Here is a 13,260-nt window from a genome sequence, read left to right on the forward strand (position 1 = left end):
CCCCGCATGGACAAGAACATCCGCATCCTGATCGTCGACGACTTCTCGACCATGCGACGCATCGTCAAGAACCTGCTCAACGACCTGGGCTTCTTCAACACCGCCGAAGCTGATGACGGCAACAGCGCGCTGGTCGAATTGCGCAAGGGTCCGTTCGACCTGGTGATCACCGACTGGAACATGCCCGGCATGGCGGGCATCGACCTGCTCAAGGCCGTCCGCGCCGATGCGCAGCTGTCGAAGATCCCGGTGCTGATGGTCACCGCCGAAGCCAAGCGCGAGCAGATCATCGAAGCCGCGCAGGCCGGCGTTAACGGCTACGTCATCAAGCCGTTCACCGCAGCGACGCTCGGCGACAAGCTCGGCAAGATCTTCGAACGGCTGGGAGCGGCGGCGTGAATGCGATTCCGGCACTGGACGGACGCCTGGGCGACCGCCAGGCCGTGATCGCCTGCCTGCACGCGGCGCTCGACGCGCTGGAGGCCGACAATTCGGTCGCATGGCGCACGCATGTCGACGAGCTGATCCAGTGGCGCACGCAACCACTGGTGCAGGGCCTGGCGAAACTCGCGCGCGAACTCGACCAGGCGATGGGCAATGGCACCGGCGTGGCCGATGGCGGCTCGCTACCGGAAGCCTGCGCACGCCTCGAACACGTCGTGCGCATGAGCGAGGACGCGAGCCACCACACACTCGACCTGATCCAGGAGTGCCGCACGCTGCTCGGCACCCTGCCCGCTTCCTCCGTCGACGAGGACGTGGCTGCGACCGTCGCCGCCATTCGCGCGCGCCTTTCGGAAATGACCGCGGCGCAGGGCTACCAGGATCTCACCGGGCAGATCATTCGCCGTGTCGTGCAACTGGTGCACGCCGTGCATGTGGGTCTCGGTGAAGTGTCTCCGTCCGGCTTCACGGACCAGCCGCTGCATCTTTCCAGCCATGGCTCGGGTCCGTCCCTGGCCGGTATCGATGCGCCCGCGGCGACGCAGGACGACGCGAACCAGTTGCTGTCATCGCTGGGGTTGTAACGCGTGTCCGCAATGGCCTCCGACATCTGCGCCGACTTCCTGGTCGAGGCGCGCGAGATCCTCGACCAGCTCGGCGAACAGATGGTCGTGCTCGAACACGATCCGCGCGATCGCGAATGCCTCAACGCGGTGTTCCGCGGGTTCCACACGATCAAGGGCGGCGCCGGCTTCCTCGACTTCGTCCCGATGGTGGAGGTCTGCCACGCCGCCGAAGACCGGCTGGATGCGGCGCGCAGCGGCAAGGTTCCGCTCGATGCCATCGCATTCGATGGCGCGCAACAGGCGCTCGACCTGCTGGGCGACATGCTCCAGGCCGTGTCGGCCGGCCACTCGCTCGATCCGGCTCCGCACGCGCTGATCGCTTCGCTGCGCGCGGGCATGGGCAATCCGGGCACGCACGTACACAAGCCTGTCGCAGCCGCCGCCGCGGAAGCAGCGATCGCGCAATTCGCGGCGGGCGGCGACGCCATCGACGATCTCGAATTCGAGGCGCTGCTCGACAGCCTGCAGGCGGCTGCCAATCCGCCTCCCGCACCGGTACCCGAACCCGCGAAGCCCGCCGCAGTCGACAACGGCAAAGCTTCGAAAGCCAGCCAGGTTCCGGCTCCGGCCCATCACGACGCCGACGCCACCGTGCGCGTCGACGTACGCCGGCTGGACGCGATGGTGAACCTGGTCGGCGAACTCGTGCTCGCCCGCAACCGGCTCAAGACCATTCGCCCCCGCTTGCGCGACGACGACCTCGACCGTGCAGTCGCCGCGCTCGACGTCGCGACGTCGCGCCTGCAGTCGGCGGTGATGACCGCGCGCATGCAGCCGGTCGGTCGCGTGTTCGCACGCTTTCCGAAACTCGCGCGCGACGTCGCGCGCCAGCTGAAGAAAAACGTCGAACTGGAAGTCATCGGCGCCGATACCGAACTCGACCGCAACCTCGTCGAAGCCCTCGCCGATCCGCTCGTGCACCTGGTGCGCAACGCCATCGACCACGGCATCGAGATGCCCGACGCACGCCGGCGTGCCGGCAAGCCCGAACTGGGCCGCGTGCGCCTGAGCGCGCAGCAGGAAGGCGACCACGTCAACATCGAAGTGCGCGACGACGGTGCCGGCATCGACCCGGAAAAGATCCGGCGCAGCGCCGTCGAGAAGGGGCTGATCACCGGGGAAGCGTCCGCGCGCCTGTCTCCCGAGGAATGCCTGCAGCTGATCTTCCTGGCCGGCTTCTCCACGCGCGACGAAGTCAGCGACCTCTCCGGCCGCGGCGTCGGCATGGACGTGGTGCAGTCGAAGATCCGCGAACTCAGCGGACAGGTACAGATCCATTCCACGGTCGGCGAAGGCAGCCGCTTCTGCATCCGCGTGCCGTTGACGCTCGCCATCCTGCCGACGTTGCTGGTGGAAATCGAAGGCGACGTGTACGCCCTGCCGCTGGTACGCGTGGTCGAGGTACTCACGCACGAACCGGCCAGTGCGCTGTCGATCGACGGGCAACCGATGCTCGACCTGCGCCAGGCGCCCATTCCGTTGCTCGGCCTGCGCGAGTGGCTGGGCATGGCCCCCGCTTCGTTGCCTCTCGTTACCGGCGTAGTGCTGCAGTCCGGCGAGCAGCGCTACTGCCTTGCGGTCGATCGCGTGCGTGGCCGCGAGGAAGTCGTGATCAAGGCCCTGCCGCCGACACTGCGCGGTCTCCCCGGTTACGCGGGCGCAAGCCTGGTCGGCGATGGCCGCATGGCGCTGATCCTCGACGTCGATGCGCTGCTGCGCACGGGTCTGCGCGAGTGCGCGGAGGCATCGCGCGGATCAAGTTCCACGCGCACAAGCCGATAACGCCCTCATATGGACAGACTCAGCGTCATTGGCATCGTGCTGGCGATCGCCGCGATCACCGGCGGCAGCGTGCTCAAGGGAGCGGGACTGTCGGGCCTGTGGTCGCCCGCCGCGTTCGTGATCGTCATCGTCGGCACCGTCGCGTCGATCCTGGTGCAGACGCCAATCCACACCTTCAGGCGCGCACTGACGATAGTCCGCTGGGTGTTCCGGCCGCCACCGAGCGATCGACGCGCGATGATCGCGCAGCTCGTCGAATGGTCCACCACGGCGCGCAAGCAGGGCCTGCTGGGCCTGGAAGCGCAGGTGCAGAACCTGGAAGACCCCTTCCTGCGCAAAGGCCTGCAGATGGTGGTCGACGGCGTGGAGCCCGAATCGATCCGGCAGATGCTCGAGATCGAGATGCATGGGCAGAGTTCGCGCGATCTCGCCGCCGCCAAGGTCTACGAAGGCATGGGCATCTACGCACCTACGCTCGGCATCATCGGCGCGGTGCTTGGACTGATGGCGGTGATGAAGAATCTCGCCGATCCGAGCAAGCTCGGCCACGGCATCGCGGCCGCGTTCACCGCCACGATCTATGGGATCGGCACGGCCAACCTCGCCCTCCTGCCGATCGCCAGCAAGCTCAAGGGCCTGGTCAATTCGCAGACCGAAGAACGCGAGATGATCGTGGAAGGCCTCATCGCGATCGCGCAGGGTGAGAACCCGCGCAACATCGAAGCGCGCCTCAGCGGTTACCTGTGAGGCGGCACGGATGGCACGCAGGCATCATCACGAGGAACACGCGAACCACGAGGCCTGGGCGATTCCGTATGGCGATCTGCTCACGCTGCTGCTCGCCTTCTTCGTCGTGATGTACGCGATCTCATCGCTCAACGAAGGCAAGTACCGCGTGCTTGCCGATGCGCTGTCGTCGGCGTTCGGCGGCCCCCCGCACACCATCTCGCCCGTGCAGCTCGGCGAAACGCAGCTGCGCGGATCTGCCTTCGACCGGCCTTCGATGCAGACGGCAGCCGCCAAGAATGGGCCGGCTTCCACCAGCCCGGTGAACATGGTTCGCATCCGCCAGTCGCTGGACATGCCCACGTTCGGCCAGGCGCGCGCCCAGGCGGCCGCCGAAGCGCGTGCGAAGGAAACGGCGATGGAACGCGAGCGCAAGCTCAACACGCTGGGACGCCAGATCACCGATGCGTTGTCCGAACTGGTGCGGCAGAAGCTCGTGACCGTGCGCCGCGGCAGCAACTACCTGGAAGTCGAGATCCAGAGCGACATCCTCTTCGCCAGCGGCGTGGCGGAGCCGAGCCCTTTCGCCATGGCCACGGTCCGCAAGCTCTCCGCCGTGCTGCGCGATGAAGCCAACGCAGTGCGCGTCGAAGGCTATACCGACGACCGCCCGATCAGCACCCCGCAGTTCCACTCCAACTGGGAACTGTCCGCGGCGCGCGCGGCCAGTGTCGTGCACGCGATGATCGCCGACGGCATCCGTCCTGGCCGGCTCGCCGTCGTGGGGTACGGCGAATACCAGCCGATCGCGGACAACGCTACCGAGCCCGGGCGCAATGCGAACCGTCGCGTGCTGTTGGTGATTCTCGCCGCGCCTGCCGGACCGGATGCCGTGCCCTCGGCGGGGCCAACCATCGCGCTGGAACCCGCGCCCGACCCGGAACCATCGCTTGCGCCGCCCATGCCAGGCATGCGCGAAGACAACGCTTCCGCATCCAATGCCACGCACGGCGCGCAGGCATCCACTTCCGTCACCGCTGCCGGCCATCCGGCTGCGCGCAGCGGCGTACTTCCTGACATCCGTGCATCGGTCGCGACCGATGCCACGCCGCAACCGGGAGCCGGCTGACATGCAGGTTTGGGCCATTGCGAACCAGAAGGGCGGCGTGGGCAAGACCACGACCACCCTGTTCCTCGGACGCGGCCTCGCCCAGGCGGGCCATCGCGTCCTGTTGATCGACCTGGACCCGCACGCTTCGCTGACGCGCGCGTTCGCGGTACCCGCGAATCCGCCGCCTTCCGGCACGCATGACCTGTTCGGCACGAGCGGTGTTTCGCTCGCATCGCTGGCACGCAGCACGGATATCGAAGGTCTCAGGCTCGTCGCCGCGCAACCCGCGCTCGCAACACTGGAACGGCGCGGCGCCACGCAGCCTGGCCTGGGTCTCGCCCTCGGCCGCGCATTGCACGGCGTGCACGCGACCTTCGACTACGTGCTGCTGGACTGCCCGCCCACGCTGGGTCTGCTGATGATCAACGCGCTGGCCGCGGCCGATCGCCTGGTCGTGCCCACGCAGACCGACCAGCTCGCGTTGCACGGACTCGCCGACATGCTCCGCACGGCGGAAATGGTCGAACGCTCGCGCCGCCGCACGCTGCCCAGCTTCGTGCTGCCGACGCTCTACGACCGGCGCACGCGTTCGGGCATCCACAACCTCGACCTGCTGCACGATCGCTACGAAGGCCGCGTGTGGCCGGCCGCGGTACCGGTCGATACCCGTCTTCGCGACGCGAATGCATTGACGGCCGCAGCGCCGCCGTCGGGACGCGGCGCAGACGCCTACCGGCGCGCACTGGCGTGGCTGCTGGCGCAACCCGACGCTTCGCAACGGCAGGCCGCATGAACGCGAACTCCGCACTCGACGAGGTCGACGAATACGTCGGCGCATTGCTCGATGGCGTGGTGGAAACACCCGTTGCCATGGATGCGCCTGCGCCGACGGTGAGCGAAGCCGTTGCGGAACCGATCGCGCCTGTCGCACCGGCCGCGGCCGAAACGGCTTCGCCGGCCGTGGTTGCTCCGGCGGAAGCCAGGTCGCCGCAGGCCTGCGTGTTGGCCGCTTCGCCGGCTATGCCCACGGCCCCCTTTCAGCCGCTCTCGCCAGCGCCAGCGATACGGAACAGCTCGACGCTGGCCTCCAACCGCTGGCTGCGCGTGGCGGTCGGCAACGGCAGCTATGCGCTGGAACTGCTGTGCGTGCAGGAAGTGGTCCGGGTCACGCCGATCGTCGCCATGCGTGGTGCGGGACGCGCAGTGCTCGGCGTGATGAACCTGCGTGGCCGCATCGTGCCGGTGTTCGATCTCGGCCTCTGGCTGGGCATTTCGTGCATAGAGCTTGAAGAACGCAGCCGGATAGTCGTGGTGGAACGCGGCGACGAACTCATCGGCGTGCTGGTCACGCTGGTCGAGGACGTCGTGACGCTGACCCAGAACCGCATCGAACCTCCGCTGCCCGGCAGCGCGCCCGGACCGGTCGTCGGCATCGCGCGTGTCGGCGCCGCGCCGACGGTGCTGCTGGATGCGGGAGCGTTGTTCGGGTGAACGCCCCGAACTCAAGTCCGATTGTCCGCTGCCGTTAAACCACAGGAATCCATCGCTGTAGTCGCCGCCATGACCCAGCTCACGTTGCAATCCGATCTCGGCATCGAATCCGTCGCCGAACTGCAGGCCGCGCTGCAACCGCTCCTTGAAGACGACAGCCCGCTGGCGCTCGCGGGCGAGCACGTCCAGCGCGTGCATGCCGCCGGACTGCAGTTGCTCCATGCCTTCGTGCGCGATCGCGCCGCGCGCGGCCACCACACCACCATCACCCTGCCCTCACCGACCCTCGCAGCCGCCGCTCGCCAACTCGGACTCGCGGTCAGCCTGGGCGTCGACATACATACCGGAGAGCCCGCTTGAGCGCGCAACTGCTGATCGTTGACGACTCCACTTCCATGCGGCAGATGGTCGCCTTCGCGCTGAGCTCGGGCGGTTACTCCGTTCGCGAAGCCGAAGACGGCCAGGCGGCACTGGAACTGGCCCGCACCCAGAAATTCGACGCCGTCGTCACCGACGTCAACATGCCGCGCATGGACGGCATCACGCTGATCCGCGAGTTGCGCCAGTTGCCGAACTACAAGTTCACGCCACTGCTCATGCTCACCACCGAATCCGGCGGTGACAAGAAACAGGAAGGCAAGGCCGCCGGCGCGACGGGCTGGCTGGTGAAGCCCTTCGATCCCGAACAGCTCGTCGCTACCGTCCGCAAGGTTCTCGGATAGCCGAGGAACTGGCGCGTCGCGGTACTCATGCCGCGCTGCGCCTCTCCGCGTTTCGACCGCATCGCCCTTCTCCACTTTCCGGTTCGCCCGCCATCATGGATATCACCCGTTTTCACGCTGCGTTCTTCGAAGAAAGCCGCGAAGGACTGGACGCGATGGAGAGCGGACTGCTGGCGATGGAGTCCGGCCGCAGCGATGCGGAGACCATCAACGTCATCTTCCGCGCGGCGCATTCGATCAAGGGCGGCGCGGCGACGTTCGGGTTCACCGCCGTCACCGATCTGACCCATCTGCTGGAAACACTGCTCGATGAAGCGCGCGGCGGGCGGCGCGTGCTCGATGGCGACGCGACCGGCGCGCTGCTGGTGTCCGTCGACGTATTGCGTGGACTGCTAGCCGGCTGCGAACACGGCGATCCGATCGACCAGGCCGCACTCGCCCAGGCGCGCAGCGGCCTCGAACGGCTGCTCGCAGCGGAAGCCAAGCCGGCTCCCGAACCCCCAAAAACGGTCGACACCGACAACGGCGACTGGCGCATCAGCTTCACGCCGGCCGCATCGCTGTTCATGAGCGGCAACGATCCGCTGCGGATCCTGCGCGAACTGGCCAGCCACGGCGAGCTGGGCGTGACCTGCCTCGACGTGCGCCTGCCGCGATTCGAGCAGATGGATCCGTACGAGGCTTACCTCGCCTGGGATCTCACCCTGCCCGGCAGCGTGCCGCGCAGCGCGATCGACGAGGCGTTCGCGTGGGTAGAGGACGAGTGCGAACTGTCGATCGAAGCCCACCGCAGTGAGGTTTCCGCCGCGACCGCTCCGGTGAGCGCGCGCAGCGAACCGGCCGAACCCGATATCGCCGTGGCGGCCAACCGCCGCACCAGCGACCATGACAACTCCATCCGCGTGGCGGTCGGCAAGGTCGATGCGCTGATCAATCTCGTCGGCGAGCTGGTGATCACGCAGGCGATGCTGCGCCAGCGTTCCGAGCAGCTCGACCCTGTCGCGCACGAGGAACTGATGGCAGGCCTCGTGCAGCTCGAGCGCAATACGCGCGACCTGCAGGAATCGGTGATGGGCGTGCGCATGCTGCCGGTGGAATTCGCCTTCAGCCGCTTCCCGCGGATGGTGCGCGACCTGGCCGCGCGCCTGGGCAAGAAAGTCCACTTGCGCACGTCGGGCGAAGCGACCGAACTCGACAAGGGCGTGATCGAAAAGATCGTCGATCCGCTCGTGCACCTGGTGCGCAACGCGATCGACCACGGCCTCGAACTCCCGGCCGAACGCCGCGCCGCAGGCAAGGACGAAACCGGCACGATCACCCTCACTGCCGCGCACCAGGGTGGCCACATCGTCATCGAGATCGGCGACGACGGCCGCGGCCTTGATCGCGAACGCATCCTGCGCAAGGCGGCCGAACGTGGCCTGCACGTGCCCGAGAATCCGACCGACGCACAGGTGTGGGACCTCGTGTTCGCTCCGGGCTTTTCCACCGCCGAACAGCTCACCGACCTGTCGGGTCGCGGCGTCGGCATGGACGTGGTCCGCAAGAACATCTCGGCGCTGGGCGGGCAGGTCGAGATCCGCAGCGGAAAAGGCACGGGGTCGACCATTTCGATCCGCCTGCCGCTGACACTGGCGATCGTCGACGGCATGTCCGTCGCGGTCGGCAACGAGGTCTTCATCGTGCCTTTGAACATCGTGATCGAATCGCTGCAGCCTGCGGCCTCGGATGTGCGCACGATTGCCGGGGAAAGCCGCGTGCTGCGCGTACGCGAGGACTACCTGCCGCTGATCAACCTTGCCGAACAATACGGGTTGCCGGCTTCGCGCAATGCCGAACACGGCAACCCGATCGCGGTCGTCGTGGAAAGCGACGGCCGTCGCCTTGCGCTGGAAGTGGACGACCTGCTCGGCCAGCACCAGGTCGTGGTGAAGAACCTCGAAGCGAACTACCGCCGCGTGCCCGGCGTATCGGGTGCGACGATCCTGGGCGACGGGCGCGTCGCGCTGATCGTCGATCCGGCCGGCATTGCACAACCGGTACGGCTGCCAGCAGCGGCATGAACCTCATGCGCTTCCCGGACGCAGGCCACCCGTCATCACGCAGGCGGAAGTAGGCACGCAACGACTGAAGTCGCTGCCACCTGTCCGCAACCACCTACCGAGCACACCCATGTCCCAAGCCACCGCTCCCACCGCCGAGTTCCTCACCTTCGCCCTGGGCAGCGAGGAATACGGCGTCGACATCCTCAAGGTGAAGGAGATCCGCGGCTACGACGCGGTGACCCGCCTGCCCGATGCCCCCGACTACATCAAGGGCGTGATCAACCTGCGCGGCACGATCGTGCCGGTGATCGACATGCGGCTGAAGTTCCGCCTGGAGCGCGCCGAGTACACGGCGCTCACCGTGATGATCGTGCTCAACGTCGCCGACCGCGTCGTCGGCATGGTCGTGGACAGCGTGTCGGATGTCGTGCAGTTGAGCGGCGAGCAGGTCCGCGCGGTGCCGGAGATCGGCGCGACGATCGATCGCCAGTTCCTCACCGGCATCGGTACGCTCGACGAACGCATGCTCATCCTGCTCGACATCGAACGGCTCATGGCGAGTACCGAGATGGGGCTCGTCACCGCACAGGCAGCCTGAAGAGCCATTCCCGTGAAACCACATCGGCCGCGCAATGCGGCCGGTTTGCGTTTGAGCGCATGCGTTGCCGGGACATTTCAGAAATATGGCAAACGGCCGATGTAGTGGTCACGGCACCTTGCAGGACGCAGTCAGGCCGAAACCTGGTCCCTACGTCTTACGGAGTTCCGAATGTCTCTCAACCTGCTTCGCGGCGCCTGCATCGTGGCGTGCGCGGGCTTTCCGCTGGCCGCCGCCGCGGCCCCATTGCCTTTCGATGTATCGCCCAGCGCAAACGTGCAGTACGAGTGGGCGCAGGTCGACTCCGATCTCGCACGCGCGGAGGGCGAGGAAGGGTTCCGTCGGGCACGCATCGGCTTTCGCCTGAAGGATGCCGGCAAGCGCTGGCAATTCGTCGCCGAGCATGACTTCGCGGACCGCACGCCCGCAGATGCGTACCTGGAAGTCACGCCGCGCGAGGGACACGCGTTCCGGCTCGGCCAGTTCAAGCAGCCGTTCACGCTCGAGGACGCCAACAGCGACAAGCAGACCGCATTCCTCGAAGCGTCCTTCGTCGGCGCCTTCGCGATCAGCCGCAGAATCGGCGCCGAATACGCGCGCTTCGGCTCGCGCGGCACCTTCAACGTTGCCGTGTTCGGCCAGCGCCTGGATGGCACCAGCGAATCGCCCGGTGCGAGCGCGCGTGGCACCTGGCTGCTGCATAAGGACGACGACGGCGCCGCACACGTCGGTTTCAGCATTGCCAGCGAATCGCCACAGAACGAACGCGGTTCCTTCAGCGCGGCACCGGGTACCGCACTCACCGCGCTCAAGGCAGCATCCACCGGTTCGCTGGCCGGCGTGGATCGAATGGATCGCGCCGCGGTGGAGGGCCTGTGGATGCGCGGCGCATGGTCGCTCCAGGGCGAAGCCGCCCAGGTCATCGCGCGCCGCGATGGCGCCGCCGACTTCCATGGAAATGCCAGCAGCATGTTGCTCACCTGGTCACCGCGCGGAAGCGCCCGTACCTACAAGCGCGGCATAGCGACCGCACCGTCGGCGGATGACGGCACGGCCTGGGAACTGGGCTTGCGCTGGAGCGCCATCGACCTCGACGACGACATCGTGGCCGGCGGGCATGCCGAAAGCATCGGCCTTGCGGCTACCTGCTACTTCTATTCCAACGTGCGGCTGATCGCGAACTTCCTTCGCGTCGACGCAGCGCGCCGCGGCGTGCACGACGAACCACTGGTCGTCGGCGCGCGGCTGCAGCTCACCTATTGAGTTCTTCGGAGTACGCCATGTTGCAGAACCTCACCATTGGCAGGCGGCTGACGCTCGGCTTCGCCGCCCTCGCATTGCTCATCGTCGTCATGGGCGCATTCGCAGCGCAGCGCATGGGCAACGCCCAGGACACCGTGCGGGCGGTGACGCAGGAGTCGGTCCCCTCGATCCGCGACCTCGGCCGGCTGGCGACCATGCTCGCCGAATACCGCGTCAGCGAACGCGGTCTCGTCGCCAGCCACGAAGACCCCGCGAAGTCGGCCGAATATGCGGCCGAGCTCACCGAGGGCGCGAAGCAGTTCCATGAGCTGGCCAGCGGCTACGCGGCAAAGATTGCCGGCGCCCGCGAGCGCGAGCTGTACGAAGACGTGCAGGCCAGGGCGGACCGTTACTTCGACAACAGCCGCCGACTCGTGGAAGCGCTCAAGACCGGCGACTTGGCGCCTGCCAAACAGGCGGGCGACCTGCGCCAGGCCACCGCCGATGCCGTTGCCGCATTGCTCGACTACAACATCGTCCTGCTCAACAACGCAGTGGCGGCGCAGGAAGCGGGCTACCGTTTCAACCTCTGGGCCATCGGGCTGATGCTGGCGATCGCGCTCGCCCTGGCGATCATGTCGGCAATCCTGATCACCCGCTCCATCGTCAGGCCGCTCACGCAGGTCGTGGCGGTCGCGCAGTCGGTTGCGCGCGGCGAACTGGAAGGACGCATTCCCGCATCGGACAACAGCGAGATCGGGCGCCTCGCCGGCGCCATGCGCGACATGGTGGGCGTGCTGCGCAGCTATGCCGCCGCGCAGGGTGAAATGTTCGACCAGCACGAGCTTGGCGAAATCGGCCATCGCATCCCCGTCGATCGTTTCCCGGGCGCTTACGCCCGCATGGCCGGACAGACCAATGCGCTGGTGGCTTCGCACATCGATGCCCTCCTGCACATCCTGGATGTCGTGGCCGCGTACGGACGTGGCGACCTGTCGCGCGACGTCGATCGCATGCCCGGCAAGAAGGCGGAAGCCACGGCCGCGGTCGAAGCGGTCAAGGCCGGCATGCAGGCCGTCAATGCCGAGATCAAGCACCTGGTCGATGCCGCCGTCGCCGGCGACTTTTCGCAGCGAGGCGACGCGGCGCGATTCGCCTACTTCTATCGCGAGCTGATAAACAGCCTCAACACGCTCATGGCCACCGCGGACGATGGGCTGGCCGAAGTGGGCTCGGTGCTGTCGGCCATGGCTGAAGGCGATCTCTCGCGCCGCATCGATGCCGAGCTGCCCGGCCGCTTCGGCCGGCTCGCGGGCGATGCGAACCGCACTGCCAGCCAGCTCACCGAAATAGTCAATCGCATCCGCACCGGCAGCGAAGCGATCAACTCGGCAGCGATGGAAATCTCCGCCGGCAACGACGACCTGTCGCAGCGCACCGAACAGCAGGCTGCCTCGCTGGAAGAAACCGCCTCGTCGATGGAGGAGCTCACCTCGACCGTGAAGCAGAACGCCGACAACGCCCGGCAGGCCAACCAGCTGGCGATCGGCGCGACGGAGATTGCGCGGCACGGCGGCCAGGTGGTCGGCCAGGTCGTCACCACGATGAGCGCAATCCACGACTCCTCGCGCAAGGTCGCCGACATCATCGGCGTGATCGACGGCATCGCGTTCCAGACCAATATCCTCGCGCTCAATGCCGCCGTTGAAGCCGCGCGTGCCGGCGAACAGGGCCGTGGCTTCGCAGTCGTCGCTTCCGAAGTGCGCTCGCTGGCGCAGCGTTCGGCCGGCGCCGCCAAGGAGATCAAGCAGCTGATCACCGAATCGGTGAGCCACGTCGGCGAAGGTTCGGCCCTGGTCGATCGCGCGGGTCAGACCATGCAGGAGATCGTGACCAGCGTGCAGCGCATGACCGATTTCATCGCCGATATCTCGGCCGCTTCGCAGGAACAGAGCGCGGGCATCGAGCAGGTCAACCACGCCATCACGCAGATGGACGAAGGCACGCAGCAGAACGCGGCGCTGGTCGAAGAGGCGTCCGCGGCCGCACGCAGCCTGGAGCAGCAGGCCTCGCAGCTGGTGGAAACCGTCGCGGCCTTCCGCCTGCGCCAGGACGGCAACGTCGCCCGGCTGGGCAAGGTCACGCCGCTCGCCATCAGGCACGCGGCGAACAGCTGAAGTCGCTGCCGCCTGTCCGCAACCACCTACCGAGCACACCCATGTCCCAAGCCACCGCTCCCACCGCCGAGTTCCTCACCTTCGCCTTGGGCAGCGAGGAATACGGCGTCGACATCCTCAAGGTGAAGGAGATCCGCGGCTATGACGCGGTGACCCGCCTGCCTGACGCACCCGACTACATCAAAGGCGTGATCAACCTGCGCGGCACGATCGTGCCGGTGATCGACATGCGGCTGAAGTTCCGCCTGGAGCGCGCCGAGTACACGGCGCTCACCGTGATGATCGTGCTCAACGTC

At 67.1% G+C, this 13,260-nt stretch carries 14 protein-coding genes; all 14 read left to right on the forward strand.

The genetic code is table 11. The features are described from left to right. Positions 1 to 6: 6 nt before the first annotated feature. Positions 7 to 399 (forward strand): chemotaxis response regulator CheY, encoded by a 393-nt coding sequence (cheY, locus tag ASD14_RS09195; protein WP_056131973.1) that lies wholly within the window; start codon positions 7 to 9, stop codon positions 397 to 399. Beyond that, complete coding sequence (locus ASD14_RS09200) at positions 396 to 1,028, forward strand: protein phosphatase CheZ (RefSeq protein WP_056131976.1); 633 nt, start codon at positions 396 to 398, stop codon at positions 1,026 to 1,028. Before cheY ends, ASD14_RS09200 begins: the two co-directional genes overlap by 4 nt. A gap of 3 nt (positions 1,029 to 1,031) precedes the next feature. Continuing rightward, positions 1,032 to 2,852, forward strand: a complete 1,821-nt coding sequence (locus ASD14_RS09205) for a chemotaxis protein CheA (protein WP_082538842.1) — start codon at positions 1,032 to 1,034, stop codon at positions 2,850 to 2,852. A gap of 9 nt (positions 2,853 to 2,861) precedes the next feature. After that, positions 2,862 to 3,599, forward strand: a complete 738-nt coding sequence (locus ASD14_RS09210) for a flagellar motor protein (RefSeq protein WP_056131979.1) — start codon at positions 2,862 to 2,864, stop codon at positions 3,597 to 3,599. A 10-nt stretch (positions 3,600 to 3,609) separates the two neighbouring features. Continuing rightward, complete coding sequence (motD, locus tag ASD14_RS09215) at positions 3,610 to 4,707, forward strand: flagellar motor protein MotD (protein ID WP_082538843.1); 1,098 nt, start codon at positions 3,610 to 3,612, stop codon at positions 4,705 to 4,707. Between the two features lies 1 nt (position 4,708). Further along, entirely contained in the window at positions 4,709 to 5,482 is a 774-nt protein-coding gene (locus tag ASD14_RS09220) for a ParA family protein (protein WP_056132440.1), read from the forward strand. After that, entirely contained in the window at positions 5,479 to 6,180 is a 702-nt protein-coding gene (locus tag ASD14_RS09225; RefSeq protein WP_056131982.1) for a chemotaxis protein CheW, read from the forward strand. The genes ASD14_RS09220 and ASD14_RS09225 overlap by 4 nt, the downstream gene beginning before the upstream one ends. Positions 6,181 to 6,249: 69 nt before the next feature. Next, positions 6,250 to 6,540: an STAS domain-containing protein gene (locus ASD14_RS09230; protein WP_056131985.1), complete on the forward strand. Its 291-nt coding sequence runs from the start codon at positions 6,250 to 6,252 to the stop codon at positions 6,538 to 6,540. After that, positions 6,537 to 6,902 (forward strand): response regulator, encoded by a 366-nt coding sequence (locus ASD14_RS09235; protein ID WP_056131990.1) that lies wholly within the window; start codon positions 6,537 to 6,539, stop codon positions 6,900 to 6,902. Before ASD14_RS09230 ends, ASD14_RS09235 begins: the two co-directional genes overlap by 4 nt. A gap of 95 nt (positions 6,903 to 6,997) precedes the next feature. Then, positions 6,998 to 8,965 carry a chemotaxis protein CheW gene (locus ASD14_RS09240; protein WP_056131992.1) on the forward strand — a complete coding sequence of 656 codons (1,968 nt, stop codon included), beginning with the start codon at positions 6,998 to 7,000 and terminating at the stop codon, positions 8,963 to 8,965. Between the two features lie 109 nt (positions 8,966 to 9,074). Continuing rightward, the gene (locus ASD14_RS09245) at positions 9,075 to 9,545 is read left to right on the forward strand and encodes a chemotaxis protein CheW (protein WP_056131995.1); all 471 of its coding nucleotides are present in this window, start codon (positions 9,075 to 9,077) and stop codon (positions 9,543 to 9,545) included. A gap of 171 nt (positions 9,546 to 9,716) precedes the next feature. Beyond that, positions 9,717 to 10,808: a porin gene (locus tag ASD14_RS09250; RefSeq protein ID WP_056131998.1), complete on the forward strand. Its 1,092-nt coding sequence runs from the start codon at positions 9,717 to 9,719 to the stop codon at positions 10,806 to 10,808. Positions 10,809 to 10,825: 17 nt separating this feature from the next. Continuing rightward, entirely contained in the window at positions 10,826 to 12,964 is a 2,139-nt protein-coding gene (locus ASD14_RS16605; RefSeq protein ID WP_056132001.1) for a methyl-accepting chemotaxis protein, read from the forward strand. A 41-nt stretch (positions 12,965 to 13,005) separates the two neighbouring features. Next, positions 13,006 to 13,260, forward strand: a 255-nt coding sequence (locus ASD14_RS09260; protein WP_162247692.1) for a chemotaxis protein CheW, incomplete at its 3' end; no start/stop codon positions are given.

It is taken from the genome of Lysobacter sp. Root494 (assembly GCF_001427225.1).
Classification (GTDB): Bacteria; Pseudomonadota; Gammaproteobacteria; order Xanthomonadales; family Xanthomonadaceae; genus Agrilutibacter.

Bases quoted from the DNA above. Each gene is read 5' to 3' on its own strand.
- ASD14_RS09220 (WP_056132440.1), top strand. From the start codon at position 4,709: ATGCAGGTTTGGGCCATTGCGAACCAGAAGGGCGGCGTGGGCAAGACC.
- ASD14_RS09245 (WP_056131995.1), top strand. From the start codon at position 9,075: ATGTCCCAAGCCACCGCTCCCACCGCCGAGTTCCTCACCTTCGCCCTG.
- ASD14_RS09225 (WP_056131982.1), top strand. From the start codon at position 5,479: ATGAACGCGAACTCCGCACTCGACGAGGTCGACGAATACGTCGGCGCA.
- ASD14_RS09250 (WP_056131998.1), top strand. From the start codon at position 9,717: ATGTCTCTCAACCTGCTTCGCGGCGCCTGCATCGTGGCGTGCGCGGGC.
- ASD14_RS09240 (WP_056131992.1), top strand. From the start codon at position 6,998: ATGGATATCACCCGTTTTCACGCTGCGTTCTTCGAAGAAAGCCGCGAA.
- cheY (WP_056131973.1), top strand. From the start codon at position 7: ATGGACAAGAACATCCGCATCCTGATCGTCGACGACTTCTCGACCATG.
- ASD14_RS09230 (WP_056131985.1), top strand. From the start codon at position 6,250: ATGACCCAGCTCACGTTGCAATCCGATCTCGGCATCGAATCCGTCGCC.
- motD (WP_082538843.1), top strand. From the start codon at position 3,610: ATGGCACGCAGGCATCATCACGAGGAACACGCGAACCACGAGGCCTGG.
- ASD14_RS09210 (WP_056131979.1), top strand. From the start codon at position 2,862: ATGGACAGACTCAGCGTCATTGGCATCGTGCTGGCGATCGCCGCGATC.
- ASD14_RS16605 (WP_056132001.1), top strand. From the start codon at position 10,826: ATGTTGCAGAACCTCACCATTGGCAGGCGGCTGACGCTCGGCTTCGCC.